This is a genomic window from Stenotrophomonas sp. NLF4-10, from assembly GCF_022359915.1.
GTDB lineage: Bacteria > Pseudomonadota > Gammaproteobacteria > Xanthomonadales > Xanthomonadaceae > Stenotrophomonas > Stenotrophomonas daejeonensis.
The window spans coordinates 2,163,558-2,188,028 of record NZ_JAKSEE010000003.1 but is presented as its reverse complement, the minus strand read 5'-3'; the positions used below and the strand labels follow the sequence as shown (position 1 = coordinate 2,188,028).

General features: G+C 67.8%; 23 protein-coding genes and 8 tRNA genes. 14 read left to right on the top strand and 17 right to left on the bottom strand.

What is annotated here, in order from left to right; genetic code table 11:
• The first annotated feature begins 2 nt into the window (after nucleotides 1-2).
• Entirely contained in the window at nucleotides 3-2,360 is a 2,358-nt protein-coding gene (locus tag MIC98_RS10310; protein ID WP_239737094.1) for a Tex family protein, read from the top strand.
• Between the two features lie 168 nt (nucleotides 2,361-2,528).
• Nucleotides 2,529-2,615 (top strand) — tRNA-Leu (locus tag MIC98_RS10305).
• Nucleotides 2,616-2,861: 246 nt separating this feature from the next.
• Here the strand turns inward: MIC98_RS10305 and MIC98_RS10300 are convergent.
• From MIC98_RS10300 to MIC98_RS10285, 4 genes are all read right to left on the bottom strand, one after another.
• Nucleotides 2,862-2,937 (bottom strand) — tRNA-Glu (locus MIC98_RS10300).
• A 54-nt stretch (nucleotides 2,938-2,991) separates the two neighbouring features.
• Nucleotides 2,992-3,067 (bottom strand) — tRNA-Ala (locus MIC98_RS10295).
• 137 nt (nucleotides 3,068-3,204) lie between these two features.
• Nucleotides 3,205-3,280, bottom strand: a tRNA-Glu gene (locus MIC98_RS10290).
• A 51-nt stretch (nucleotides 3,281-3,331) separates the two neighbouring features.
• Nucleotides 3,332-3,407 (bottom strand) — tRNA-Ala (locus MIC98_RS10285).
• Nucleotides 3,408-3,505: 98 nt separating this feature from the next.
• Between MIC98_RS10285 and MIC98_RS10280 the strand changes: the two genes are divergently transcribed.
• Nucleotides 3,506-3,973, top strand: a complete 468-nt coding sequence (locus MIC98_RS10280) for a DUF4124 domain-containing protein (RefSeq protein ID WP_239737093.1) — start codon at nucleotides 3,506-3,508, stop codon at nucleotides 3,971-3,973.
• A gap of 52 nt (nucleotides 3,974-4,025) precedes the next feature.
• On the opposite strand, the gene MIC98_RS10275 is transcribed toward MIC98_RS10280, so the two are convergent.
• The 10 genes from MIC98_RS10275 to MIC98_RS10230 all read right to left on the bottom strand — a co-directional run bounded on the left by MIC98_RS10275 (nucleotide 4,026) and on the right by MIC98_RS10230 (nucleotide 10,054).
• A tRNA-Arg gene (locus tag MIC98_RS10275) sits at nucleotides 4,026-4,102 on the bottom strand.
• Nucleotides 4,103-4,152: 50 nt separating this feature from the next.
• Nucleotides 4,153-4,229, bottom strand: a tRNA-Arg gene (locus tag MIC98_RS10270).
• A 40-nt stretch (nucleotides 4,230-4,269) separates the two neighbouring features.
• On the bottom strand, nucleotides 4,270-5,133 hold the full coding sequence (locus MIC98_RS10265; RefSeq protein WP_345772157.1) for an alpha/beta fold hydrolase: 864 nt from the start codon (nucleotides 5,131-5,133) through the stop codon (nucleotides 4,270-4,272).
• Nucleotides 5,130-5,948 carry a bifunctional hydroxymethylpyrimidine kinase/phosphomethylpyrimidine kinase gene (gene thiD / locus MIC98_RS10260; protein ID WP_057640272.1) on the bottom strand — a complete coding sequence of 273 codons (819 nt, stop codon included), beginning with the start codon at nucleotides 5,946-5,948 and terminating at the stop codon, nucleotides 5,130-5,132. Before thiD ends, MIC98_RS10265 begins: the two co-directional genes overlap by 4 nt.
• A 35-nt stretch (nucleotides 5,949-5,983) precedes the next feature.
• On the bottom strand, nucleotides 5,984-6,658 hold the full coding sequence (locus MIC98_RS10255; protein WP_239737092.1) for a YoaK family protein: 675 nt from the start codon (nucleotides 6,656-6,658) through the stop codon (nucleotides 5,984-5,986).
• Nucleotides 6,659-6,676: 18 nt separating this feature from the next.
• Nucleotides 6,677-7,171, bottom strand: coding sequence for a hypothetical protein (locus MIC98_RS10250; protein WP_239737091.1), 495 nt, complete (start codon nucleotides 7,169-7,171; stop codon nucleotides 6,677-6,679).
• Nucleotides 7,172-7,195: 24 nt separating this feature from the next.
• A complete protein-coding gene (locus tag MIC98_RS10245; protein WP_057640275.1) occupies nucleotides 7,196-7,423 on the bottom strand; it encodes a PF20097 family protein in 228 nt (75 codons plus the stop codon).
• Nucleotides 7,424-7,451: 28 nt separating this feature from the next.
• Complete coding sequence (locus tag MIC98_RS10240; RefSeq protein ID WP_239737090.1) at nucleotides 7,452-8,852, bottom strand: PhoH family protein; 1,401 nt, start codon at nucleotides 8,850-8,852, stop codon at nucleotides 7,452-7,454.
• An 81-nt stretch (nucleotides 8,853-8,933) separates the two neighbouring features.
• On the bottom strand, nucleotides 8,934-9,413 hold the full coding sequence (locus MIC98_RS10235; RefSeq protein ID WP_239737089.1) for a peroxiredoxin: 480 nt from the start codon (nucleotides 9,411-9,413) through the stop codon (nucleotides 8,934-8,936).
• Nucleotides 9,414-9,493: 80 nt separating this feature from the next.
• Nucleotides 9,494-10,054: a glycine cleavage system protein R gene (locus tag MIC98_RS10230; protein WP_057640278.1), complete on the bottom strand. Its 561-nt coding sequence runs from the start codon at nucleotides 10,052-10,054 to the stop codon at nucleotides 9,494-9,496.
• Nucleotides 10,055-10,215: 161 nt separating this feature from the next.
• On the opposite strand from MIC98_RS10230, the gene dapA reads away from it, so the two are divergent.
• Both dapA and MIC98_RS10220 read left to right on the top strand, forming a co-directional pair.
• Nucleotides 10,216-11,109, top strand: coding sequence for a 4-hydroxy-tetrahydrodipicolinate synthase (dapA, locus tag MIC98_RS10225; protein ID WP_239737088.1), 894 nt, complete (start codon nucleotides 10,216-10,218; stop codon nucleotides 11,107-11,109).
• A 31-nt stretch (nucleotides 11,110-11,140) separates the two neighbouring features.
• Complete coding sequence (locus MIC98_RS10220) at nucleotides 11,141-11,641, top strand: hypothetical protein (protein WP_057640280.1); 501 nt, start codon at nucleotides 11,141-11,143, stop codon at nucleotides 11,639-11,641.
• Nucleotides 11,642-11,710: 69 nt separating this feature from the next.
• Here MIC98_RS10220 and fdxA read toward each other — a convergent pair whose 3' ends face one another.
• Both fdxA and MIC98_RS10210 read right to left on the bottom strand, forming a co-directional pair.
• Nucleotides 11,711-12,034, bottom strand: coding sequence for a ferredoxin FdxA (gene fdxA / locus MIC98_RS10215; protein WP_057640281.1), 324 nt, complete (start codon nucleotides 12,032-12,034; stop codon nucleotides 11,711-11,713).
• A 215-nt stretch (nucleotides 12,035-12,249) separates the two neighbouring features.
• Nucleotides 12,250-12,324, bottom strand: a tRNA-Glu gene (locus MIC98_RS10210).
• A 42-nt stretch (nucleotides 12,325-12,366) separates the two neighbouring features.
• Between MIC98_RS10210 and pcnB the strand changes: the two genes are divergently transcribed.
• From pcnB to pgi, 6 genes are all read left to right on the top strand, one after another.
• Complete coding sequence (gene pcnB, locus MIC98_RS10205; RefSeq protein WP_239738130.1) at nucleotides 12,367-13,737, top strand: polynucleotide adenylyltransferase PcnB; 1,371 nt, start codon at nucleotides 12,367-12,369, stop codon at nucleotides 13,735-13,737.
• 5 nt (nucleotides 13,738-13,742) lie between these two features.
• The gene (gene folK / locus MIC98_RS10200; protein ID WP_239738128.1) at nucleotides 13,743-14,231 is read left to right on the top strand and encodes a 2-amino-4-hydroxy-6-hydroxymethyldihydropteridine diphosphokinase; all 489 of its coding nucleotides are present in this window, start codon (nucleotides 13,743-13,745) and stop codon (nucleotides 14,229-14,231) included.
• A gap of 31 nt (nucleotides 14,232-14,262) precedes the next feature.
• Complete coding sequence (panB, locus tag MIC98_RS10195) at nucleotides 14,263-15,078, top strand: 3-methyl-2-oxobutanoate hydroxymethyltransferase (protein ID WP_239737087.1); 816 nt, start codon at nucleotides 14,263-14,265, stop codon at nucleotides 15,076-15,078.
• Entirely contained in the window at nucleotides 15,075-15,917 is an 843-nt protein-coding gene (gene panC / locus MIC98_RS10190; protein ID WP_239737086.1) for a pantoate--beta-alanine ligase, read from the top strand. The genes panB and panC overlap by 4 nt, the downstream gene beginning before the upstream one ends.
• A gap of 421 nt (nucleotides 15,918-16,338) precedes the next feature.
• Entirely contained in the window at nucleotides 16,339-16,719 is a 381-nt protein-coding gene (gene panD, locus MIC98_RS10185; RefSeq protein WP_057639846.1) for an aspartate 1-decarboxylase, read from the top strand.
• Nucleotides 16,716-18,224: a glucose-6-phosphate isomerase gene (gene pgi / locus MIC98_RS10180; RefSeq protein ID WP_239737085.1), complete on the top strand. Its 1,509-nt coding sequence runs from the start codon at nucleotides 16,716-16,718 to the stop codon at nucleotides 18,222-18,224. The genes panD and pgi overlap by 4 nt, the downstream gene beginning before the upstream one ends.
• A gap of 154 nt (nucleotides 18,225-18,378) precedes the next feature.
• On the opposite strand, the gene MIC98_RS10175 is transcribed toward pgi, so the two are convergent.
• Nucleotides 18,379-19,416: an AraC family transcriptional regulator gene (locus tag MIC98_RS10175; RefSeq protein WP_239737084.1), complete on the bottom strand. Its 1,038-nt coding sequence runs from the start codon at nucleotides 19,414-19,416 to the stop codon at nucleotides 18,379-18,381.
• Between the two features lie 121 nt (nucleotides 19,417-19,537).
• Between MIC98_RS10175 and MIC98_RS10170 the strand changes: the two genes are divergently transcribed.
• The 3 genes from MIC98_RS10170 to MIC98_RS10160 all read left to right on the top strand — a co-directional run bounded on the left by MIC98_RS10170 (nucleotide 19,538) and on the right by MIC98_RS10160 (nucleotide 24,449).
• Nucleotides 19,538-20,758 (top strand): parallel beta-helix domain-containing protein, encoded by a 1,221-nt coding sequence (locus MIC98_RS10170; protein ID WP_239737083.1) that lies wholly within the window; start codon nucleotides 19,538-19,540, stop codon nucleotides 20,756-20,758.
• A gap of 10 nt (nucleotides 20,759-20,768) precedes the next feature.
• A complete protein-coding gene (locus tag MIC98_RS10165) occupies nucleotides 20,769-21,899 on the top strand; it encodes an SO2930 family diheme c-type cytochrome (RefSeq protein WP_239737082.1) in 1,131 nt (376 codons plus the stop codon).
• An 87-nt stretch (nucleotides 21,900-21,986) separates the two neighbouring features.
• Nucleotides 21,987-24,449: a TonB-dependent receptor gene (locus tag MIC98_RS10160; RefSeq protein ID WP_239737081.1), complete on the top strand. Its 2,463-nt coding sequence runs from the start codon at nucleotides 21,987-21,989 to the stop codon at nucleotides 24,447-24,449.
• The last annotated feature ends 22 nt before the right edge of the window (nucleotides 24,450-24,471 follow it).

The following is a 24,471-nucleotide window of genomic DNA, read 5'->3' as shown; positions in this document are numbered from 1 at the left end:
CAATGCAAGACACCAAGCTCGCGCAGCAGATCGCGCAGACCATCGCCGGGGAGATCGGCGCCCAGCCCGCACAGGCCAAGGCCGCCATCGCGCTGCTGGACGAGGGCGCCAGCGTCCCGTTCATCGCCCGCTACCGCAAGGAAGTCACCGGCGGGCTGGACGACACCCAGCTGCGCAACCTGGAAGTGCGCCTGACCTACCTGCGCGAACTGGAAGAGCGCCGCGCCGCGGTGCTGGCCAGCATCGAAGAGCAGGGCAAGCTCAGCGACGAACTGCGCGGCGACATCCTCGCCGCCGACACCAAGAGCCGGCTGGAAGACCTGTACCTGCCGTACAAGCCCAAGCGCCGCACCCGCGCGCAGATCGCCCGCGAGGCCGGGCTGGAGCCGCTGGCCGACGGCCTGCTGGCCGATCCGGCGCTCGATCCGCAGGCCTTCGCCGCCGGCTTCGTCGATGCCGAAAAGGGCGTGGCCGATGCCAAGGCCGCGCTGGAAGGCGCGCGCGCGATCCTGATGGAACGCTGGGGCGAGGACGCCACGCTGGTCGGCGAACTGCGCCAGTGGCTGGGAGAGGTCGGGGTGATCCGCGCCCGTGTCGCCGAAGGCAAGGAAACCGAAGGCGCCAAGTACCGCGATTACTTCGAGCACGCCGAAGCGCTGGCGAAGATTCCCTCGCACCGGTTGCTGGCGCTGTTCCGCGCCCGCCGCGAGGAAATCCTGTTCCTCGAACTCGACCCCGGCAGCGAGGCCGAAAGCGGCCACCAATACGCCGAAGGCCGCGTCGCCCTCAAGGCCGGCATCGCCGACAAGGGCCGCGCCGCCGACCGCTGGCTGCTCGACGCCTGCCGCCTGACCTGGCGCGCCAAGCTGCACATGCACCTGCTGCTGGACCTGTTCAACCAGGCCCGCGAAAAGGCCGAGGCCGAGGCCATCGCCGTATTCGGCGACAACCTCAAGGACCTGCTGCTGGCCGCACCGGCCGGGCCGAAGACCGTGCTCGGCCTCGACCCCGGCATCCGCACCGGCTGCAAGGTCGCCGTGGTCGATGCCACCGGCAAGCTGCTGGCCACCGAAACCATCTACCCGCACGAACCCCGGCGGCAATGGGAACAGTCGCTGCAGACGCTCAGGCACCTGTGCGCCAAGCACGACGTGGAGCTGATCGCCATCGGCAACGGCACCGCCAGCCGCGAGACCGACAAGCTGGCCGGCGAGGTCATCAAGGCCTGCGACAACCCGAAGCTGCAGAAGATCGTGGTCAGCGAGGCCGGCGCCTCGGTGTATTCGGCCTCCGAATTCGCGGCCAAGGAATTCCCGAACCTCGACGTGTCGCTGCGTGGCGCGGTGTCGATCGCGCGGCGCTTGCAGGATCCGCTGGCCGAGCTGGTCAAGATCGAACCCAAGGCAATCGGCGTGGGCCAGTACCAGCACGACGTCGACCAGTTCCGTCTGGCGCGGGCGCTGGACGCGCGGGTGGAGGATTGCGTGAACGCGGTCGGCGTGTTCGTCAACACCGCCTCGGCGGCGCTGCTGTCGCGCGTATCCGGCCTGTCGGCGAGCGTGGCCGAGAACATCGTCCGCCACCGCGACGAGAACGGCCCGTTCAAGCGCCGCAAGGAGCTGCTGAAAGTGCCGCGCCTCGGCGACAAGACCTTCGAGCAATGCGCCGGCTTCCTGCGCATCGCCGATGGTGACGAGCCGCTGGACGCCTCGGCCGTGCACCCGGAAGCCTACCCGGTGGTCGAGCGCATCGTCGCCGCCGCGCAGCGGCCGATCAAGACGCTGCTCGGCGACGGCAGCTACCTGCGCGGGTTGAAGGCCGAGCAGTTCACCGACGAGACGTTCGGCGTGCCGACCGTGCGCGACATCCTCAAGGAGCTGGAAAAACCCGGCCGCGACCCGCGCCCCGAGTTCAAGGCGGCACGCTTCGCCGACGGCGTGGAGGACATCAAGGACCTGCGCGAGGGCATGGTGCTGGAAGGCGTGGTCAGCAACGTCGCCGCATTCGGTGCCTTCGTCGACATCGGCGTGCACCAGGATGGGCTGATCCACATCTCCGCCCTGTCGGACACCTTCGTCAAGGACCCGCGCGACGTGGTCAAGGCCGGCGACATCGTGAAGGTGAAGGTGCTGGAGGTGGACGTCGCCCGCAAGCGCATCGCGCTGACCCGCCGGTTGGACGACAGCCCGGCGCCGGCCGCACGTTCCGAGCGCGGCGAACGCGCAGGGCAGGGCAGCGGTGCACGTCGCGATGGCGGCAACCGCAATGCCCGGCCCGCTGCGGGTCGTCCCGGCGCCGCGGCGCCGCCGGCGAACAACGCGCTTGCCGAAGCCTTCGCGCGTGCCAAGCGCGGGAGCTGAGGATTCAGACAGTTGATGGATCACCCGGAAGGCCCTGCGATGCAGGGTCTTTCCCCATCGGCGGGAGCCGCTTCTCCTGCACGCTTCAACAGGCAGCGTTTCCCGCACGAAGAGCGTGAAACCCCCTGCCCATCGGCAACACCGTCCGCTATACTTCCGCCCCTGCCAGCCGAAGTGGCGGAATCGGTAGACGCAGCGGACTCAAAATCCGCCGCCCTTAAAAGCGTGTGGGTTCGAGTCCCACCTTCGGCACCAGCAGCACATGCGGAAAGCCGGGCAGCGATGCCCGGCTTTCTTGTTTTGTACCGGTCAAGGGCATCCCGATTGCGGGTGTGGCTCTGCGTAGGTGTCGGGCTTGCCCGGCACAGGGCTTTTCCCGGTAATGCCCCATGCGGGGCAAGCCCCGCATCTACGATAAGCCTGCATGCAGAGATGGGCTTTCCCTGATGGTTGAAGAACACAAAAAAGCCCCGCATGCGCGGGGCTTTCTCGAACTTGAAATGGCGTCCCCACGGGGATTCGAACCCCGGTCGCCACCGTGAAAGGGTGATGTCCTAGGCCTCTAGACGATGGGGACGCGTAAACTTCATCAGGTTTTGAACTTGCCCGGACGGCCTGATGTCCGAAAAAGTGGTGGAGCCAAGCGGGATCGAACCGCTGACCTCCTGCATGCCATGCAGGCGCTCTCCCAGCTGAGCTATGGCCCCGTATCTCTGTCGAGCCCGGCATTCTATCGGGCTTCCTGCTGGATGGGAAGCTGTTTTCAGCTTTCCTCGCCACCTTGCGAAGAGGGCGATTTCCAACAAAAAAGACCCGCTGGTACTGGGTCTTCGATTTTGATGAATGGCGTCCCCACGGGGATTCGAACCCCGGTCGCCACCGTGAAAGGGTGATGTCCTAGGCCTCTAGACGATGGGGACGCGTAAATCATCAAGTTTTTCCGGCATTCCGAACGGCCTGATGTTCGGAAGTGGTGGAGCCAAGCGGGATCGAACCGCTGACCTCCTGCATGCCATGCAGGCGCTCTCCCAGCTGAGCTATGGCCCCGATGTTGCCGAGGAGCGGAATGATAGCGGCGGCATTTTTTTCTGGCAAGCAGTTCGTGAAAAAAAATGTTCAGGTCCGTGCACACAGGGAAATACCCGATGCAGGGCGACTTGTTTCACCGATGGCGCGGGGCGGAGAGCCAAGGCATCGTGCCTGCCGGTGCGATGAAAGGCGCGGGGATGGCATTGTTTCGAGGCATGGGTGTCCTGTTGCTGGCGATGGTTGCGCCGGTGTCCGCGCAGCAGGTGTTCAAGTGCGTGGATGACGGTGTGGTGGCGTACCAGTCGATGCCTTGCATGGGCGTGACGGAAAAGAGCTGGGAGGTTGCCGCCGAGCCGGCAGCATCGCCGGTGGTTGCCGCAACCCCGACGCATGATGCGGTGGTCGATGGCGGGGGAAACAAGTGGACCCGAAGACGCGAACCTGCTTCCGTCCGCAGGCCACCGCCCGATGCCTGCGAGAAGGCAAAAGCCGGTCGTGATGCCGCGTACCGGAAGGCGGGATTGAAGCGTGGCTTCAAACTCTCCAGCCACTGGGACAACCGTGTCCACGACGCCTGCTGGTGAGGATGGCGGGCATAAAAAAACAGCAGGCAATGCCTGCTGTTCCTTTTCAAGATGGTGCGCCCGGAGAGATTCGAACTCCCGACCGCCTGGTTCGTAGCCAGGTACTCTATCCAACTGAGCTACGGGCGCATGTCAACTTGATTGTCCTGACATTGAACGCCGCATTGCGATGTTCAAGATGGTGCGCCCGGAGAGATTCGAACTCCCGACCGCCTGGTTCGTAGCCAGGTACTCTATCCAACTGAGCTACGGGCGCGCTGTCAGGAGCGGAATTATGCGGATGTCGCGGCAGTGCGTCAACGCTTTTGTGGAATTTTCCGTAATGCCTGCGCAAGCAATGCATCTGCCACGGCGACAGGCGATTTCATCCAGCTGAAATGATCGGCATGGGTGCCCAGTTCGCGTGCGCTCATGACCCGCAACGTGCTTTCCGCCATCGGCATCTTGTCGAGCAGATGGCGCATCGAACCGGGCGGGGCGAGCCAGTCGGCGTCGAACAGCAACGCCGTCGCCGGAACATCGAGCCTGCCCATCGCCGCTTCCAGGTCGACGGGCAGGCCGGCGGCGGCATAGCGGCCGCACAGGCCGACGCCGGCCCAGTCGCGGATCAGGCCGCGCGCTTCGCTGCCGCCGAATCCCACGCGGCGGCCGGGGAGGGCGCCGCAACGGCGGGCCAGCCACGACAGGAAACGGTAGGCCAACGGCAACAGGTAGCGGCGCGGTGCCGGAAAGCCGCGCCACCACGGCGTGCCGCTGGCAACCAGCCACAGTCCCTGCACTTCGTCCGGATGCAGGCCGGCGTGGCAGCACGCCAGTTGGCCGCCGAGGCTGTGTCCGCCCAGATGCAGTGGAAGATCGGGGAAGGCGGTACGCACCGCGGCTGTCGCGGCCGGCAGGTCGTATTGCAGCAGTTCGCGATACCCCCAGTCCTGCGCATGGCCGGCGCGCAGGCTGCTGCTGCCGTTGCCGCGCCATTCGTGCACGAACACGGCGATGCCGCGCGCCGCCAGCGCTTCGGCGAAGCCTTGGTAATGGCGCGCGGCCACGCCCAATGCCGGCAGCCACAACAGCGTAGCCACGGGATCTGCCGGCACATGCCGGAGCAGTTCGAAACGGTGCCCGTCCGCGGTGGTGAGCACGTGGTGGATGGAATCATTCATCCGGCGTGGTCGGCGTGGGCCGCGCCGAAATGGTCGAGCACCATGACTCCGCCGCGCCCGGGCCGGTAGCCGCCGCGCAGGCCGCGCGCCACGTAGTCGATGGCCGCTTCGCAGGCGTTGGGCAGGGACAGGCCGCGACACAGTTGCGCGGCGATCGCCGATGCCAGCGTGCAGCCGGTGCCATGCGCATCCAGTGGCAGGCGGACATGGCTGAATTCCTCGCCGGTGACGCCGTCGAAATAGCGGTCGATCACGCGCGGGCCTTCGTGCAGGTGGCCGCCCTTGAGCAGCACCGCGCCGGCGCCGAGGTCGAGCAGCGCGGTGGCGGCCTCCTCGGCCTCGGCGGCGTTGCCGATGGAGCGGCCGAGCAGCAGTTCGGCTTCCGGCGTATTCGGCGTGAGCAGGGTGGCCAGCGGTAGCAGGCGCTCGCGCAATGCGCGCAGGGCGCTGTCTTCCAGCAGCCTGGCGCCGCTGGTGGCGACCATCACCGGGTCCAGCACAACCTGCGCTGGACGGTGTTTTTCCAGTGCGTCGGCGACGAGGTGGATCACTTCGGCATTGGCCAGCATGCCCAGCTTGACCGCATGGATGTCGAAATCGTCGAAGCAGGCGTCGATCTGCGCCTGCAGGAAATCCAGCGGCGGCACGTGCACGGCGGTGACGCCGCGGGTGTTCTGCGCGGTGAGCGCGGCGATCGCCGACAGGCCATGCACGCGGTGGGCGGCGAAGGCCTTGAGGTCGGCCTGGATGCCGGCGCCGCCGCCCGAGTCGGAACCGGCGATGGTCAGGGCGGAAACGGGCGTGGAAGCAGTCATGGCCGGATTGTGCCGTGTTTGGGAATGCGCTGCGGTCAGTGGTTCCCGCGCAGGCGCTGCGACAGCCGGTAGACCATGTAGCTGGCTCCGGTGGTGCCGGTGAGCAGCGCCGGCGCCAGCAGGGCGTCGTAGCCGAAGTGCAGGAACAGCCACGCGCCGCCGACGCCGCCAGCGAGGAAACCGCTGATGATCAGGCCGCTGAGGGTGAGCCGCTTCATCGGCAGCGGCAGCCCGCGCAGCAGGTGGCCCAGGCCGATGCCCAGGTCGGTGAACATGCCGCTGAGGTGGGTGGTGCGCACCACCGCGCCACTGAACGTGGTGGCCATCGCGTTCTGCAGGCCGCAGGCCATCGCCGCGGCGAGCGCGCCCCATATCTGCTGCCGCTTGAACAGCGGGATCGACACCAGCAGCAACAGCGAGACGAGCAGCAGCACCACGCCGTAGCGGCGGCCGAGCCGCAGGGTGGCGTCCTGCACGATCAGGCCGCTGAGCGTGGCGCCGAGGCAGAACGCGATCAGGATGCCCCACAGGTGGCCGACGTTGCGCCAGTCGCGCTGCACCAGCGCCATGCCGAGCTGGCTGGTGGTGCCGGTGAGGTGGGTGATGGCCTGGTGCTCGAAACCGAGGAAGCCGACCACGTTGACCATGCCGGCCACGCAGGACAGCGCGATCGCGCCGATCCATACCCAGCGGGGAAGCTGTATGCCCATCGGCCGCGCGCGCCCGCCTCAGAAACCGCCGTTGCGGGCGATGTCGGAGAACGTGCCGCTGCGCGGGTCGTACACCGCGCCCCAGAAGCCCGCGCCGCCGTCGCAGACGCGCACGGCCTCGCGCGCCGGGTTGATCTTCTGGTGGTCGGGCAGGGTGAAGGCGTTGATGTAGATCAGCTGGCGCCCGGCGGACACGAAGCCCACGTACTGGCGGCCGGACTGCGCCGGTTCGGCGATGGCCGGCTGCAGTTGCGGCAGGCGGCTTTCCAGCTCGTCGATCTGCGCGCGGCTCGGCGCCCAGTAGCCGCCGATGCCGTCGGCATGCTTCGCCGGGCTGTCGCGCGAGCAGGTGTCGAGCACCTGTGCGGCGACGACCGGGCGGGTGACCACCCACGACTGCCCGGCCTTGAGCGCGGTCGGCACGCGGGCGCCGGGCTTGACGTTGGCCGGCGTGCACGCGGCCAGCGCCAACAGGCAGGTTGCGAACGACGGCAGGAGGCGAACGACTTTCACGGCAACTCCGGGCAGGAAAGGGGATCAGGCGGTGGCGTGGGCGTAGGTTTCAAGATAGCCGCAGCGGATGCAGCGCCAGGTGCAGGTCTCCAGTTTCTCCTGCGGTGGCCTGAGCCCCATCCAGAACGATTTCTGCGGCTGTCCCTCGACCCAGGCGGTGATCGAGCGTTCGTTGCCGTGGCCTTCTTCCAGCAGGTAGCCGGGCTGCATCGGGGAATTGCACTTGCTGCACTCGATTTCGTGGCGGGGCATGGGGTTGGCTCGTTCGGGCAGGATGGAGTTACAGCACTTCGGAGGCGTAGTCGGCCAGCCGCGAGCGTTCGCCGCGGCGCAGGGTGATGTGCGCGCTGTGCGGCCAGCTCTTGAAGCGGTCCACCGCGTAGGTCAGGCCCGAGGTGGTTTCGGTCAGGTACGGGGTGTCGATCTGCTCGACGTTGCCGAGGCAGACGATCTTGGTGCCGGGGCCAGCGCGGGTGATCAGCGTCTTCATCTGCTTCGGGGTGAGGTTCTGCGCCTCGTCGAGGATGAGATAGCGCGACAGGAAGGTGCGTCCGCGCATGAAGTTCAGCGAGCGGATCTTGATGCGGCTGGCGAGCAGGTCGTTGGTGGCCTGGCGGCCCCAGGTGCCGCCTTCCTGGTTGTGGGTGAGCACTTCCAGGTTGTCGGTCAGCGCCCCCATCCACGGCGTCATCTTTTCCTCCTCGGTGCCGGGCAGGAAGCCGATGTCCTCGCCGACGCTGACCGTGGCGCGGGTCATGATGATCTCGCGGTAGCGCTGGCTGTCCATCGTCTGCGCCAGGCCGGCGGCCAGGGCCAGCAGGGTCTTGCCGGTGCCGGCGGTGCCGAGCAAGGTGACGAAGTCGATTTCCGGGTCCATCAAGGCGTTGAGCGCGAAGTTCTGCTCGCGGTTGCGCGCGGTGATGCCCCATACCGAATGCGAACCGTGGCGGAAGTCGTCCACCAGCGCCAGGGTGACGCGGCCATCGGCCTCCACTCGGGTAACCCTCAGTTCGACCTCGTCCTCGCCGGGCAGGTAGACGTACTGGTTCGGAAACCATTCCTCGTCGTTCGCGGCGTGGATCTCGTAGTTGCTGCGGCCCTTGTCGCTCCAACTGCGCAGGTCGCTGGCGTGCTTCTTCCAGAAGTCTTCGTGCAGTTGGGTGGCGCCGGTGTAGAGCAGGCTGAAGTCGTCCAGCGCGCGGTCGTTCTCGTAGTCCTCCGAGTCGATGCCGGCGATGGCGGCCTTGATCCGCAGGTTGATGTCCTTGGAGACGAACACCACCGGCACTTCGGGGCTCTTTTCCTTCAGTGCCAGGATCGCGCCGAGGATGGCGTTGTCGGGGATGACCTTGCCGAAGCTCTTGCCGGCATCGAAGTGGCTGGTCTGGAAGTACAGGCGGCCGGCGCTCTGCGCGCCGCGCAGCTGCAGGCCCTGCGGCCGCACCAGCGGGATGCCCTGTTCGAGGCTGCCGATGCCGGCCGCTTCGATCAGTTCGTTGAGGAAGCGGCTGACCTGCCGCGCGTTGCGGCTGGCTTCGGAGGTACCCTTCTTGCCGTTGTCCAGCTCCTCGATCACCTGCATCGGCAGGTGCACGTCGTGTTCCTCGAACTTGAACAGCGCGGTGGGGTCGTGCATCAGCACGTTGGTGTCCAGCACGTAGATGCGCTTGCCTCGGGTCATCGTCGGTTCCTGGTGGCGGGACAGGGACGCGCCATCACGCCTGCGCTGCAGGGTGATGGCGTGGGTGGGGAGCGGGGGATGTCACTTGGAGCGTGCGGCCTGCAGCGCATCGAGCACGGCCCCGGCATGGCCGGCGACCTTGACCTTGCGCCACGCCTGCACCAGCGTGCCGTCGGGCGCGATCAGGAAGGTGCTGCGCTCGATGCCGCGCACCTGCTTGCCGTACATGTTCTTCATCCTGATGACGTCGAAGGCGGTGCACAGCGCCTCGTCGGCATCGCTGACGAGGGGGAACCCGAAGCCCTGTTTGGCGCAGAAGTTGTCGTGCGACTTCACCGAGTCGCGGGAGACGCCGAACACCCGCGCGCCGGCGCGCTTGAACGCCGGCAGCAGGGCGTTGAAGTCGATGCCCTCGGTGGTGCAGCCGGGGGTGCTGTCCTTCGGGTAGAAGTACAGCACCAGCCAGTGGTCGGCCTGCGCGGCGAGGGTGGTGTTCTCGCCGCCGGACAGCGCCAGCGGCAGGTCGAGGGTGGTGCGGTCCAGGGTATCGCCGATGTTCATCCGATGTCTTCCGAGCCTGGGGTGTTCCGGTTGCAACTGCATGAAACGCCGCGCGCCGGTGACGGGCGCGCGAATATCTTCTAGAACTTCATCGGGTCCATGATCGCGTCCAGGTTGAGGTGGTCGCAGAATTCGAGGAAGTCGTCGCGCAGCGCGGCGATGTGCATGTTCGCCGGCACGCCGATGGTGACCTGCGCCGAGAACATTTCCGCCCCGGTCTGCATCGCCTGGTAGCGGGTGCTCTGCAGGTTTTCGATGGTGATGCCCTGGCGGTCGAAGAAGTCGGCCAGCTGGAACAGGATGCCGGGCTTGTCGGCGGCGATGACCTCGACGATGTACGGCAGCAGGTTGGACTGCACCTGCTTGGCCGCGGTGCGGTACCACACCAGCTTCAGCCCTTCCTCGCGCTCCAGCCGGCCCAGCATCGCCTCCAGCTTGGCCACCGCGTCCCACGAGCCGGTGGCCAGCGTGGTGACCGAGACGTCGCGGCCCACGGTGGAGAGCCGGGCGTCGACCAGGTTGCAGCCGCTGTCGGCGATGCGGCGGGTGACGGACAGCAGGGGGGACTCCGGATGCGTCGTGTAGGCGTTTATCAGGAGGTGGTTTTCGGTCGGCTGCGGCCGCGGGGTGGTATTGGTCAAGACGGTTCCGGGATGCGCTGTGAGTCTGAACGACGCCAACGGCGGCGCGCTCGCTGGCGTCCAGCATACTTGCCCGTGCTTTCGACCGGCAAGTAACATGCGGCCGGTCACGAGCCCGCGTTTCCGCGGGTTTTCCAGCCCCCATCCGCAACGGCGCCTCCTTGTCCATTTCCGGCCTCATCACCGCTTTGGCGACACCTTTCCGGGCCGATGGCACGGTCGACGCCGAGGCATGGCAGCGCCTGCTGGCGCGGCAGCTGGCCGCAGGCGTGCAGGGCGTGGTGGTGGCCGGTTCCACCGGTGAGGCGGCGGCGCTCGCCGACGAGGAATACGACGCCCTGCTGCGCGCGGCCGTGGCCATGCTCGGCGGGCGCATGCCGGTGATGGCCGGCACCGGCGCCTCGGCCACCGCCCGGACCATCGAAGCGACCCGCCGCGCGGCGCGCAATGGCGCCAGCCATGCCCTGGTGGTCACGCCACCCTACGTGCGCCCCACCCAGCAGGGCCTGCTACGGCATTACCTGGCGGTGGCCGAGCAGGGCGGCCTGCCGGTGGTGCTGTACAACGTGCCGGCGCGCACCGGGTGCGACCTGCTGCCGGAAACCGTGGCCGAACTGGCCGGCCACCCGAACATCGTCGGCATCAAGGAGGCGGTCGGCGACATGGCCCGGCTCAAGGCATTGCTGGCCTTGCAGGGCGACGGCTTCGCCATCCTCAGTGGCGACGACGGCAGCGCCGCGCGTGCGCTGCTGGCCGGTGCCGACGGCCTGGTTTCGGTGGGGTCCAACGTCCTGCCGGGGACGTTCCGCACCTTGTGCGACCTTGCCCGGGCCGGCGACCATGGTGCTGCCGAAGCCTGGGATGCACGCCTGCAGCCGTACCATGACTTCTGTGGCGTCGAGCCCAACCCCATTCCGGTGAAGGCGCTGCTGCAGCGGCTGGGCATCGGCCACGGGTTGCGGTTGCCGTTGCTGTCCCTTTCCGACGCGCACCATGCCGCCGCCGACCACCTGGCGGCCGCGGTGGACGCGCTGGAAGCACTATCCAGCCACTGAATCTGCAGTGGCCTGAACCTGGAGATCCACGATGCGTCATTCCCGAACCGCTGTCCGCGCACTTTCGCTGGCGTTGCTTGCCATCGCCACCACGGTCACCGCCACCGGCTGCCACCGCGGCGCGCGTGGCGACTATGCGCTGGCGCCGGAAATGCGCCCGCTCGAAGTGCCGCCGGACCTGAACCTGCCCAACACCGCCGGCGCCTCGCAGGTGCCGGCGCTGGCCTCGGCCTCGCGCCCGGCGGCACAGGCCGCACCGGCGCAGGGTGGCTTCACCGTCGGCGGCAGCCGCGACGAGGTGTTCGGCAAGGTCGGCACTGCGCTGGAAGCCATCGATGGCGTGACCATCGCCAGCCGCGCGCAGCTGCTGGGTTCCTATGACGTGGCCTACGAAGGCAGCAATTTCCTGGTGCGCGTGGTGGCCGTGGACGCCGGCGCCTACGTGTCGGCGGTGGACCCGCGTGGCATCCCGGCCACGGATGCGGCGGCGGTCAAGCTGGTCGACGCGCTGAAGGCCAGGCTCGGCGGCTGATGCCGGCCGGCCACGGATGCGAAACGGGCGCCTTGCGGCGCCCGTTTTCGTTTGCGGCCCTGCCGCCTATCAGCGCTCCAGCAGCTTGAGCTTGTCCGGCTTGCCGTCCCACTCGGCGGCATCCGGCGGCGGGTCCTTGCGCACGGCCAGCACCGGCCACTCCTTGGACAGCTCTGCGTTCAACGCGGCGAAACCCTCCTGGCCGGCCGGTACGTCGTCTTCCGGGAAGATCGCGTTGACCGGGCATTCGGGCTCGCACAGGGTGCAGTCGATGCACTCGTCCGGATCGATGACGAGGAAGTTGGGGCCTTCATGGAAACAGTCCACGGGGCAGACTTCGACACAATCGGTGTGCTTGCACTTGATGCAGTTTTCGGTGACGACGAAAGGCATGACGGGGTCCGGCTTTGAACCGCTCAATTCTAGTGCAGTAAGCAGAAGATGGGCGGAGGCATTCTCAATTCGGAGTACGTCCGCAGGAGCGACGCGAGTCGCGACCGAGGCTTCACCGGGAAAGCCCGGTCGCGACTCGCGTCGCTCCTGCAGCGATTCATGCGGGCAACAAAAAACCCCGCGGATGCGGGGTGTTTTGATTCGCGGACTTGAGTTGGCGCTCCCTAGGGGACTCGAACCCCTGTTTTAGCCTTGAGAGGGCCACGTCCTAACCACTAGACGAAGGGAGCGTTTTGTCGCTGTCCGGCGAGCGCGCTAGTATAGGCGCCTGTTTGCCGTTCGGCAATCCCGTATCACCAACCGGAATCGCCACCATCAACTCCCCAGTTGCAACGCCATTCACCTTGCGCGTCATTCCGCGCGACCAGCACACCATTTCGCGCAAGGACATCAGCCCGAACGCGCTGCGCGTGCTCTACCGCCTGCGCGAAGCCGGTTTCGGTGCCTACCTGGTCGGCGGCGCGGTGCGCGACCTGCTGGTGGGCGGGCGGCCCAAGGATTTCGACGTGGCCACCGACGCCACGCCCGAACAGGTCAAGCAACTGTTCCGCAACTGCCGGCTGATCGGCCGCCGCTTCCGGCTGGCGCACGTGGTGTTCGGCCGCGAGATCATCGAGGTCGCCACCTTCCGCGCCAACAGCGACGACGGCAGCGGCGACCGCGAGGTCGAGAACGGCATGCTGGTGCGCGACAACGTCTACGGCAGCATCGAGGACGACGCGGTGCGCCGCGATTTCAGCTGCAACGCCCTGTACTACGCGATCGAGGATTTCTCGGTGCGCGACTACACCGGAGGCTTCGAGGACGTGCTGGCGCGGCGCATGAAGCTGATCGGCGACCCCGAGCAGCGCTACCGCGAGGACCCGGTGCGCATGCTGCGCGCGGTGCGGCTGGCGGCCAAGCTGACGTTCGACATCGAGCCGGCCACCGCCGCGCCGATCCCGCGGCTGGCCGGCTTGCTCGACGAAGCGGCGCCGGCGCGGCTGTTCGAGGAAGTGCTCAAGCTGTTCCTGTCCGGCCACGGCGTGGCCAGCTTCGAGGGGCTGGAGCGGCACGGCCTGTTGCCGGCGCTGTTCCCGGAAAGCGCGGCGGCGCTGAAGAGCAACCGCAGCGGCGCCCTGCGCCGGTTCGTGGTCGAAGGCCTGCGCAGCACCGATGCGCGCGTGGCCAACGACGAGCCGGTATCGCCGGCGTTCCTGTTCGCGCTGCTGCTGTGGCCGGCGTTCTGCCGTGCTCTGATCGCGCTGCAACGGCAGGGGGTGGCGCCGGAGGAGGCGCAGCGCCGTGCCGCCGACCGGGTCACGCTGCACCAGCTCACCACCATCGCGCTGCCGCGCCGGTTCTCGCTGCCGATGCAGGAAATCTGGCTGCTGCAGTCGCGCTTCGCCTCGCGCCAGCGCAAGCGCGTGCTGCGCACGCTGACCCACCCGCGTTTCCGCGCCGCGTTCGACTTCCTCGTATTGCGCCAAGTGGCCTCCAGCGAGCACGAGGCCGACATCGCGTTCTGGCGCGAGGCGCAACAGCAGTCCGGCCACGAACTGGAATCGGCGCTGGACGCGGCGCATGCCGAAGGCATGGAGGATGAAGCCCCCCGGCGGCGTCGCCGTCGCCGCCGGCGCAGCGGCACCGCCGCGGGCGAATGAAGCGCATGGTCGTGGCCTGCATCGGGCTGGGGGCCAACCTCGGCGATGCGCCGGCCACCGTGCGCGCGGCGATGCAGGCGCTGGCACGGCTGCCCGATTGCCGCCTGCTGGCCGCCTCGCGGCTGTACCGCACACCGGCCTGGGGCAACGAGGACCAGCCGGACTTCATCAATGCCGCGGTGGCGCTGGAAACCGGACTGCCGGCGCCAACCCTGCTCGAACACCTGCTGCGGACCGAACAGGACTTCGGCCGCGTGCGCCTGCCCGACGAGCGCTGGGGGCCGAGGACGCTCGACCTCGACCTGCTGCTGTATGGCGAACAGGTCATCGACCTGCCACAGCTGAAAGTGCCGCACCCTTATCTTCACGAACGCGCCTTCGCCCTGCTGCCGCTGGCCGACGTCGCGCCGGAAGCGGTGATTCCCGGCCGTGGAACGGTGCGTGGCGCACTGGCAGCGATGAAAACCTGCGGCATCGAGCCGATAGGCGGATAATGCGCGGCTCATCACCGAGCGTCGTTTCCTCATGAGCACCCATGCAGACAGCAAACCCTGGACCGTCCCGGCCCTGGCCGAGGCCAAGCGCGACGGCCTCAAGCTGGTGATGCTGACCGCCTACGACGCGGGTTTCGCCCGCGCCTTCGACGCCAACGGCGTCGACCTGATCCTGATCGGCGATTCGCTGGGCATGGTGGTACAGGGGCACGATTCCACGCTGCCGGTCACCGTGGCCGACATCGCCTACCACACTGCCGCGGTGGCGCGGGTGCTGCAGCGTGCGCTGCTGGTGGCCGACCTGCCGTTCGGCGCCGACGCCACCCCCGAACGCGCGTTCGAGGCCTCGCTGCGACTGCTGCAGGCCGGCGCGGAGATGGTCAAGATCGAAGGTGCCGGCTTCAAGCTGGACGTGATCCGCCATCTGGTCGAGCGCGAGATCCCGGTCTGCTCGCACCTGGGCCTGACCCCGCAGTCGGTGCTGACGCTGGGCGGGTTCAAGGTGCAGGGCCGTGGCGAAGCGGCCGAACGCCTGCGCGCCGATGCGCGCGCGGTAGTCGAAGCGGGCGCGTCGCTGCTGGTGCTCGAATGCGTGCCGTCGCCGCTGGCCGCGCAGGTCACCGCCGACATTCCGGTGCCGACCATCGGCATCGGTGCCGGCGCCGGCTGCGACGGGCAGGTGCTGGTGATGCACGATTTCCTCGGCCTCGACAGCGGCCACCGCCGGCCCAAGTTCGTCAAGGATTTCCTTGCCGAGGGCGGCTCGGTGGCCGGCGCCGTGCGCGCCTACGCCGACGCCGTGCGCGCCGGCACCTTCCCCGACGCGGAGCATGCGTACGCATCATGATCGAGACCGTCACCGAACTTTCCCGGCTGCGCGCCATCGTCGCCGGCTGGAAGCGCGAGGGCCTGCGCGTGGGCTTCGTGCCGACGATGGGCAACCTGCACGCCGGCCACTATTCGCTGGTGACCCTGGCGCGGCACCACGCTGACCGCGTGGTGTCCAGCGTGTTCGTCAACCCGACCCAGTTCGGCCCGAACGAGGACTTCACCCGCTACCCGCGCACGCCCGAGGCCGACACCACCGGGCTTGAACAGGCCGGCTGCGACGTGCTGTGGCTGCCCACGGTCGAATCCATGTACCCGTTTGGCGTCGAGCTGGCCGCCAATGTCCACGTACCGGGCGTGAGCGCGCTGCTGGAAGGGGCGCATCGTCCCGGCCACTTCGATGGCGTGTGCACCGTGGTCACGCGCCTGTTCAACCAGGTGCAGCCGGACATGGCCGCGTTCGGCCGCAAGGATTACCAGCAGCTGGCGGTGATCCGGCAGATGGTGGCCGACCTGGCGTTCCCGATCGAGATCGTCGGCGGCGAGATCGTGCGCGAGGGCGACGGCCTGGCGATGAGTTCGCGCAACCAGTACCTCACCGCCGAAACCCGCCCGCAGGCGGCGACGATCCGGCGCGTGCTGCTGGGCATGCGCGATGCCAGCCTGGCCGGCACGCCACGGGCGAAGGTCGAGGCCGACGGCGTCGCGCAGCTGCAGGCGGCCGGTTTCCATGTGGACTACGCGGTGGTGCGGCTGCCGGACCTGGGCGAGCCGGGCGAGGACGAGGCCGGCGCCCGCGTGGCGCTGGTGGCGGCCAAGCTGGGCAGCACCCGCTTGATCGACAACATCGAGTTCTGAGCACCAGTGCCGGGCAAGCCCGGCACCTGCGTGTAAATGGCAAGCTTCCCGTGGATGCGGGGCTTGCCCTGCATGAAGCTTTACCGATGAAGCCTCGCGTGGGGCAAGCCCCACGCCTACGGGAGTCATGCTCCGCGCCTTGGGCGTGTCGAGCAGGTGCAGGCTGTGCGGGAAACCACGAATTTCGTAGATGCGGGGCTTGCCCCGCATGAAGCCTTGCCGATGAAGCTTCGCACCGGGCAAGCCCGGTGCCTACGGACTTGCGGTGTCCTGTCGTTACCCTGAAATGACCTGCAATGGCGTATTCGTGACGCCCATTTCTTTGCCTGCCTGAATCGCACGGTCGCCCATGTTGCAGTGCAAGCAAAGCCCCGCACGGGTGCTAGACTGCGTACTTTCATCAAGCAGTATCGGCACCGTCATGCAACTCACCCTGCTCAAGACCAAGATCCACCGCGCCACCGTCACCCATTCGGAGCTGAACTACGAAGGCTCCATCGCGATCGATGGCGACCTGCTGGAAGCCACCGGCATCCGCGAGTTCGAGCAGGTGAACATCTGGGTGGTGACCAACGGCGCGCGTTTTTCCACCTATGCCATCCGCGCCGAAGCCGGCAGCGGCATCATCTCGCTCAACGGCGGCGCCGCGCGCCACGTGCAGGTGGGCGACGTGGTCATCATCGCCGCCTTCGCCAGCATGAGCGAAGCCGAGGCCGACGCGTTCCAGCCCAAGCTGGTCTACGTCGACGGCAACAACCGCATCACCCACACCAACCACTCCATCCCCACACAGGCCGCATGACCACGAACAACGGATTGACCGCATTGCACGCCCACGCCCAGCGTCTGCAGGGCACGGGTATTCCCTCGCTGTTGGCCGCCGAGCCGGACCGGGTGAAAACCCTGGCACTCAAGGTCGGTCCGTTGTACGTGAACTTCGCGCGGCAGAAATACGACCGCGCCGCGCTCGATGCATTGCTGGAGCTGGCCGCCGCGCGCGACGTCGCCGGCGGCTTCGCGCGCCTGTTCGGCGGTGAAAGGATCAACATCACCGAAGGCCGCGCGGTGCTGCACAGCGCCCTGCGCGGCGACGCCAGCCCCAAGGCGGCGGCCGAGCATGCCGAAGCGGTGGCCGTGCAGCAGCGCATGGGCAAGCTGGTCGAGGCGCTGGAAACCAGCGCCGTCACCGACATCGTCAGCGTCGGCATCGGCGGTTCCGACCTCGGCCCGCGGCTGGTCGCCGACGCGCTGCGCCCGGCCAGCGGCGCGCGCTTCCGCGTGCACTTCGTCTCCAACGTCGATGGCGCGGCGATGCAGCGCACGCTGGCCACGCTGGACCCGGCGACCACCGCCGGCATCCTGATCTCCAAGACCTTCGGCACCCAGGAAACCCTGCTCAACGGCGCGATCCTGCGCGACTGGCTGGGTGGCAGCGAGCGCCTGTACGCGGTCAGCGCCAACCCGGAGCGCGCCGCCAAGGCGTTCGACATCGCCGCCGCGCGCGTGCTGCCGATGTGGGACTGGGTGGGCGGCCGCTATTCGCTGTGGTCGGCGGTGGGCTTCCCGATCGCATTGGCAATCGGCTTCGAGCGCTTCGGCCAACTGTTGGCCGGCGCGGCGGAAATGGACGCGCACGCGGCCAGCGCGCCGTTGCAGCGCAACCTGCCGGTGCTGCACGCGCTGACCGACATCTGGAACCGCAACGTACTCGGCTGCGCCACCCACGCGGTGATGACCTACGACCAGCGCCTGGCGCTGCTGCCGGCCTACCTGCAGCAGTTGGTAATGGAGAGTCTCGGCAAGCGGGTCAAGCTCGATGGCAGCCCGGTGGACGGCGACACCGTGCCGGTGTGGTGGGGCGGGGCGGGCACCGACGTGCAGCACAGCTTCTTCCAGGCCCTGCACCAGGGCACCAGCATCGTGCCGGCCGATTTCATCGGCTGCGTGCGCAATGACGATCCCTACGAAATCAACCACCAGGCGCTGCTGGCCAACCTGCTTGCGCAGACCGAGGCCTTGGCGAACGGGCAGGACAGCAGCGACCCGCACCGCCAGTATCCCGGCGGCCGCCCGAGCACGCTGATCCTGCTCGACGCGCTGACCCCGCACGCGCTGGGCGCGCTGATCGCGATGTACGAGCATGCGGTCTACGTGCAGTCGCTGGTGTGGGGCATCAACGCCTTCGACCAGTTCGGCGTGGAACTGGGCAAGCAGCTGGCCAACCAGCTGCTGCCGGCGTTGCAGGGCGAGGCGGTGGAGATCGCCGACCCGATGACGCGCGAGGCGCTGGCGCTGCTGCGCGCCTGACCGGCGCGACGGGGGCAACGACGAACGCCGCGCAGTGATGCGCGGCGTTTTGTTTGCCCCTTCGCCGATATGCCTTGTAGAGCGGGGCTTGCCCCGCTGGGGCTTTACCGGGAATGCTTCATGCGGGGCAAGCCCCGCATCTACGGGAAGGCGGTCAGCCGCTGGAGCGCCGCGCCTCGCTCGGCGCGCGCCCGGTCCAGCGCTTGAATGCACGGCGGAATTCACGGGCGTCGTTGAAACCCAGCTGGCCGCCGATGGCGAGGATGCTCAGCTTCGGGTCGCGCAGCAGCTCCATCGCGTGGTTGGTGCGCACGCGGTCGTGGACCGCACTGAACGAGGTGCCTTCCTCGGCCAGCTGTCGGCGCAGGGTGCGCTCGCTCAGGTGCAGCTCGGCGGCCATTTCGGCCATCTGCGGGTTGTCGCGCAGGCGCATGCGCAGGTGATTTTCCAGCGCGGCGGTGGTTTCGCCGCAGGCCGGCTGGGCATCGAGCTGCATGCGGCACAGGGTCAGCACCTGGTTCGAGGTCACCGGGTTGTAGCTGGCGAACGGCAGTTCCAGCCAGCAGCGTTCGATCACCATCGCGTGCTGCGGCTGGCCGAAGCGCACCTCGCAGCCGAACAGGTCGAGGTAGCGCTGCGCATAGGGCGGCGCCGGGTAGCCCAGTTCCAGGCGCAGGGGCCGGAATTCGGGGCCGACCAGCTCGTGGATCAGCTTCAACACGCTGGAGAACAGTTCCTCGCACAGGAATGGCAGCAGGTCACAGGCTTCGTCCGGCGCGGTGGCGACCGCGGCCAGGCAGTCGGTGTCGCGCTCGGTCAGCGACATGTCCATCAGCGCGCCGCTGTTGCGCTGGTAGGCCATGCCGATGCGTACCGCTTCGCCGAAATCGGGGGCGGTCTTCATCGCCAGCCCGAGCAGGCCGAAATTGCCCAGGTTCTGCCGGTCGCCCAGCACCAGCCCCAGGCCCTCGACGGGCAGGGCGTGCAGGGCGCGGCGGATCACGGTGCTGGCCTGCCGGTAGGACATGCGGGTGTCGGGATTGCTGATTTCCGCCGGTTGCAGGCGGGTTCCGGCGAACCAGCCATCGCAGTCCACCTCCATCTCGGCGGCCAGCTGCATCAGCCCGCAGAGGATGTTGGTGGGCCGGTCGGCGACGGACAGACGATCGCCGATTGCGGTGTTCAAACGCATCCGAACTTCTCCCGATTGTCCGTTTTGCCCCCCTTTGTATGCCGCTTCCGCCCTTCGCGCAACGCATCGGCGCGCACCAGACTGCGACGCAGACTTGGCGAGCACGTACGGGAGAGAATTCATGCAACGCAGCATTTTTGTCGGCACGATCGGCGCTCTTGCGCTCCTCCTGTCCGCCTGCCAGCAGCAGTCCGCCGACGCGCCGGCACCGTCGGCGGGCGATGCCGGCTTCGCCCGGACCCTGCAGGAGCGGCTGCTGGACGCCAAGCCCGGCGACGTGATCGAGGTGCCGGAAGGCACCTTCCAGTTCGACCGCAGCCTCAGCCTGCGGGTTGACGACGTCACCCTGCGCGGGCAGGGCATGGACAAATCCATCCTCAGCTTCAAGGGGCAGAAGGCCGGCGCCGAGGGCCTGCTGGTGAACGCCAACGGCTTCACCCTGGAAAACCTGGCGATCGAAGACAGCAAGGGCGACGGCTTCAAGATCAGCGAGTCGGAGAACGTCACCATCCGCGGCGTGCGCGTGGAATGGACCGGCGGGCCGAAGACCAGCAACGGCGGCTACGGGCTGTACCCGGTGCTGTGTCGCAATGTGCTGATCGAGGACTCGGTGGCGATCGGCGCCTCGGATTCGGGGATCTACGTCGGCCAGTCGCGCGACGTGATCTTGCGCAACAACCGCGCCGAGCGCAACGTGGCCGGCATCGAGATCGAGAACACCATCAACGCCGACGTCCACGACAACGTGGCTACCGGCAACACCGGCGGCATCCTGGTGTTCAACATGCCGGCGCTGACCCAGCAGGGCGACGCGATCCGCGTGTTCAGGAACAAGGTGGTGGAGAACAACCACGACAACTTCGGCGCCAAGGGCACGCCGGTGGCCAGCGTGCCGGCCGGCAGCGGCGTGGTGATCAACTCCAACGACAACATCGAGATCTTCGACAACGACATCGCCGACAACCGCACCGCCAACATCATCGTCTCCAGCGTGTATTCCACCGGCTACAAGGACGACAAGGCCTCGGGCGAGTTCGATCCGTACCCGGAGCGCATTTACGTGCACGACAACCGCCTGTCCGGCGGCGGCGATTCGCCCGACCGGATGGACTTCAAGGCGCTGAAGGTGGCGATGTATGGCCTGCGCGGCAGCTTCCCCGACGTGCTGTTCGACGGCTACGTCAACCCGCAGCGCAAGGACGGCCCGCAGATCTGCCTGCGCGACGTGTCCGGCGTGCTCAACGCCGATGGCCCCGGCGGCTACAAGAATCCGAGCAAGGACACCAAACCCTACGACTGCACGCTGCCGTCGCTGCCCGCGATCGACCTGAAGCGCGGTTGAGGTGGCGCGCATGTCGCTGCATCGATGGCTGATGGGAATGGCCGCACTGCTGGCGCTGGCCGCCTGTTCCGGCACGCGGACGCCGGGGCCGGTGCATTTCTTCGCCGAAGGCATGCCCGAACGACTGTCCGACTGGAACGTGCTGTACGTGGACGACGGCAGGTTGCGGCTCAACGCGCAGGTGCAACCCTACGACCTGGACACGGCGCTGTTCACCGACTACGCGCACAAGCTGCGCACGGTATGGATGCCGGCCGGCACCTCCGCGCGCTACCAGCCGGACGAGGCGCTGGATTTCCCGGTCGGCACCATCATCAGCAAGACCTTCTATTACCCCCGCGGCGAAGGCGATACGGTGCTGCGCAGCGACGACGCCGGCCCGGAAGCGGACGGCGGCTTGACGCTAGGCAAGGTGCGGCTGGTGGAGACACGGCTGCTGGTGCGCCGCGAGGCCGGCTGGATCGCGCTGCCGTATGTGTGGAACGCCGAACAGAACGAGGCGCGACTGATGCGCACCGGCGAACTGGTGCCACTGACCCTCGCAGGCACGGACGGCAAGCACGAGCAGGTGGAGTACATGGTGCCGGACGAGAACCAGTGCGCCGGCTGCCACGGCACCGACCTCAAGTCCAGGCAGATTTTCCCGATCGGGCCGAAGGCGCGGCACCTCAACCACGACTTCGCCTACGCCGACGGCCCGGCCAACCAGTTGGACCACTGGCAGCGGATCGGCTACCTGGGCGAGGTGCCGCAAGGCGAACTGCCGCGCAATGCCGCCTGGAACGACGCGCAGGCACCGCTGGAAGCGCGCGCCCGTTCGTACCTGGACATCAACTGCGGGCATTGCCACAGCCAGAAGGGCGCGGCACGCACTTCCGGCATGTGGCTGGACGCGAACACCCACGACCCGCTACGGCTGGGCCGCTGCAAGCTGCCGATCGCCGCCGGGCAGGGCACCGGCAACCGGGCCTGGGACATCATGCCCGGCGCCCCGGACGATTCGATCCTGACCTACCGGATCGAGAGCACCGACCCGGGCGTGATGATGCCGGAGCTGGGGCGCAGCATCGTCCACGAGGAGGGCGTGGAACTGATAAGGCAGTGGATCGCCGCCATGTCCGCGCAGGAGTGCGGCGCATAGCGCGGGCAGGGAATGGAAAGGCGCGGCCTGGGCACCGCCGCGCGAAACCGACGACTCAAGGGGAACGCAATGGCTAGGGGGCACTCGATGACGTACAACAGATTGACCTGCGGCATCCGCAATGCGCTGTTGGCTTCGCTGCTGGGATCGCCGGCGCTGGCCGCGCAGGCCCAGCAGCCGCCGGACGGGCCGGCGGCGGTGGAACTGGACCGGATCGTGGTCACCGCGCAGAGCCGCGAGCAGGAGCTCAAGGACGTGCCCATCGCCCTGCAGGTGGTCGGCGAGGACGTCATCGAGCAGACGATGGCCGAGAACCTCGGCGACCTCGACAGCTTCGTCCCCGGCCTTGCGATCGACGACAACCAGCCCACGCAGGCCGGCTTCAAGCTGCGCGGCCTGAGCACAGGCGACTTCGGCATCGGTACCGACCCGACCGTCGGCGTGTATGTCGACGGCGTCTATGCCGGCCGCGGCGGCGGCACCGTGCTGCCGTTCCTCGACGTGGAGCGCATCGAGGTGCTGAAGGGCCCGCAGGGCACGCTGTTCGGCCGCAACACCGCCGCCGGCGCGGTGTCCATCGTGACCAAGCGCCCGAGCGACCACCTCGAAGGCCGCGCGCGGCTGCGCGTGGGCAACTACGGCAAGCAGTACTTCGACGGCATGCTCAACCTGCCGACCGGCGAGACCACCGCGCTGCGCATCAACGCCATGAGCAGCAGCACCGATGGCTGGCTGGACGACGCGGCCACCGGCAAGTCGCTCAACGACGGCCGCAACTGGGCCACGCGCGCGGCGTTCCGCTGGGACATCGGCGACAACACGCAGATGCTGCTGAGCTGGGACCACGAGGACCTGGACCAGCGCTCGCACCCGACCATCGGCATCGTCGAGCTGCCGCCGGCGCCGGGCCTGCCACCGGTGCCCGCAGATCCTGCGCAGTACCAGAACCCGATCGGCCGCGCTGCCTGGACCGACGTGCCGGACAACGACGAGACGCGCCGGTTCGACGGCGCGACACTGATCCTCGACCATGCCTTCGAATGGGGCCACCTGAGCTCGATGACCGCATGGCGCGATTTCGACACCTACAACCGCGCCGAGGAAGATGGCAGCAACCGCCGCGACCTGTACCTGGACACCATCAACATCGAGGACAACCGCACCTGGTACCAGGAGTTCAAGTTCAGCGGCAACACCGAACGGCTGGACTGGGTGGCCGGTGCCAGCTGGTTCAAGGAGGAGGCAAGCCAGTCCAGCGTGGTCGACCTGACCAGCGACAGCATCAACACCGCCGCGGCTGGCCTGTACGGCATGCCGCTGTTCGGCATGCTGCAGGACGCGGCGGATTTCTACGGCATCCCGGTGCAGCTGTTCGGCAACCCGTGGCGCGAGTCCTACGACAACACCGTGGATTCCACCGCCTACGCGGTGTTCGGCGACGTGATCTGGCACGCCACCGACAAGCTGAACCTGACCTTCGGCCTGCGCTACACACGGGACGAGAAGAAATTCACCTGGTTCAACGACTACCACCGTGCCGACGCGCTGAACCAAGCGCTGCAGACGCTGGAACAGTACGGCGTGCTGCCGCAGCCGGTGCCGTGCGATGCGCTGGGCCTGTGCGCCATCGACGAGGACGGCGATGGCCTGATCCCGCTCGACGCGGCGTTCCTGGCCGGCTTCGACCTGGCCTTCAGCGACCCGATCTCGATGGCCAACAAGGGCGTCACCAACCGCGCCAAGAACGCATGGAGCGACTGGAGCCCGCGCCTGGTCGTCGACTACCACCCGTCCGATGACACCATGCTGTTCGCCTCGGTGGCCAAGGGCTACAAGGCCGGCGGCTACAACGTGTTCTCGCCCGGCGCCAGCTTCGACAACGAGGGCGTGTGGAACTTCGAGACGGGCATCAAGCGCGACCTGCGCGACCTGCGCATCCAGTACGAGGCCTCGGCGTTCTACTACGTCTACGACAACCGCCAGGCGATCCGGCTGGACACCACGGCGGACATCCCGCGCTACGTGATCAGCACCAGCGACCTGACCGCGCGCGGCGTGGACTTCAGTGCGCGCTGGCAGGCCAGCGACCGCCTCAGCATCGACTTCGCCACCGAGTGGATCGACTCGACCTACAAGGACTTCGTCACCCCCGACGGCATCGACCTCGGCGGCGAGCCGACCGGCGAGGCGGACTGGTCGTTCGCCGCCGGCGCCGCCTACACGCTGCCGCTGGCCGGGCACGGCGACCTGACCGTCTCGGCGCGGCATTCCTACACCGGCCGCAACCGCTGCAATTCCGGCTCGTCCAGCCAGGGCACCTGCGGGCGCTACGCCAACTTCACCATCGGCGAGGAGCGCAACCGCACCGACCTGTACCTGCGCTGGCGCTCGCCGTCCACGCAGTGGAGCGTGGCCGCCTACGTCAACAACCTGTTCGACAACCGCTACGTGAACGGCCTGCACACCTATGGCACCACCGTGGTCGGCAGCACCGCCGCCGGCATCAGCGAGCCGCGTTTCTACGGCATGGAGCTGATGTACCGGTTCTGATCCAGTGCCACATCTCCCGTAG

Coding starts and splice junctions, on each gene's coding strand:
- MIC98_RS10220 (WP_057640280.1), top strand. CDS start 11,141: ATGCGTCATTCCCGAACCGCTGTCCGCGCACTTTCGCTGGCGTTGCTT.
- MIC98_RS10265 (WP_345772157.1), bottom strand. CDS start 5,133: ATGAATGATTCCATCCACCACGTGCTCACCACCGCGGACGGGCACCGT.
- folK (WP_239738128.1), top strand. CDS start 13,743: ATGGTCGTGGCCTGCATCGGGCTGGGGGCCAACCTCGGCGATGCGCCG.
- panB (WP_239737087.1), top strand. CDS start 14,263: ATGAGCACCCATGCAGACAGCAAACCCTGGACCGTCCCGGCCCTGGCC.
- panD (WP_057639846.1), top strand. CDS start 16,339: ATGCAACTCACCCTGCTCAAGACCAAGATCCACCGCGCCACCGTCACC.
- MIC98_RS10235 (WP_239737089.1), bottom strand. CDS start 9,413: ATGAACATCGGCGATACCCTGGACCGCACCACCCTCGACCTGCCGCTG.
- panC (WP_239737086.1), top strand. CDS start 15,075: ATGATCGAGACCGTCACCGAACTTTCCCGGCTGCGCGCCATCGTCGCC.
- MIC98_RS10255 (WP_239737092.1), bottom strand. CDS start 6,658: ATGGGCATACAGCTTCCCCGCTGGGTATGGATCGGCGCGATCGCGCTG.
- MIC98_RS10240 (WP_239737090.1), bottom strand. CDS start 8,852: ATGACCCGAGGCAAGCGCATCTACGTGCTGGACACCAACGTGCTGATG.
- MIC98_RS10310 (WP_239737094.1), top strand. CDS start 3: ATGCAAGACACCAAGCTCGCGCAGCAGATCGCGCAGACCATCGCCGGG.
- MIC98_RS10280 (WP_239737093.1), top strand. CDS start 3,506: ATGCAGGGCGACTTGTTTCACCGATGGCGCGGGGCGGAGAGCCAAGGC.
- MIC98_RS10165 (WP_239737082.1), top strand. CDS start 20,769: ATGTCGCTGCATCGATGGCTGATGGGAATGGCCGCACTGCTGGCGCTG.
- fdxA (WP_057640281.1), bottom strand. CDS start 12,034: ATGCCTTTCGTCGTCACCGAAAACTGCATCAAGTGCAAGCACACCGAT.
- MIC98_RS10245 (WP_057640275.1), bottom strand. CDS start 7,423: ATGCCCCGCCACGAAATCGAGTGCAGCAAGTGCAATTCCCCGATGCAG.
- MIC98_RS10170 (WP_239737083.1), top strand. CDS start 19,538: ATGCAACGCAGCATTTTTGTCGGCACGATCGGCGCTCTTGCGCTCCTC.
- pgi (WP_239737085.1), top strand. CDS start 16,716: ATGACCACGAACAACGGATTGACCGCATTGCACGCCCACGCCCAGCGT.
- MIC98_RS10175 (WP_239737084.1), bottom strand. CDS start 19,416: ATGCGTTTGAACACCGCAATCGGCGATCGTCTGTCCGTCGCCGACCGG.
- MIC98_RS10160 (WP_239737081.1), top strand. CDS start 21,987: ATGACGTACAACAGATTGACCTGCGGCATCCGCAATGCGCTGTTGGCT.
- thiD (WP_057640272.1), bottom strand. CDS start 5,948: ATGACTGCTTCCACGCCCGTTTCCGCCCTGACCATCGCCGGTTCCGAC.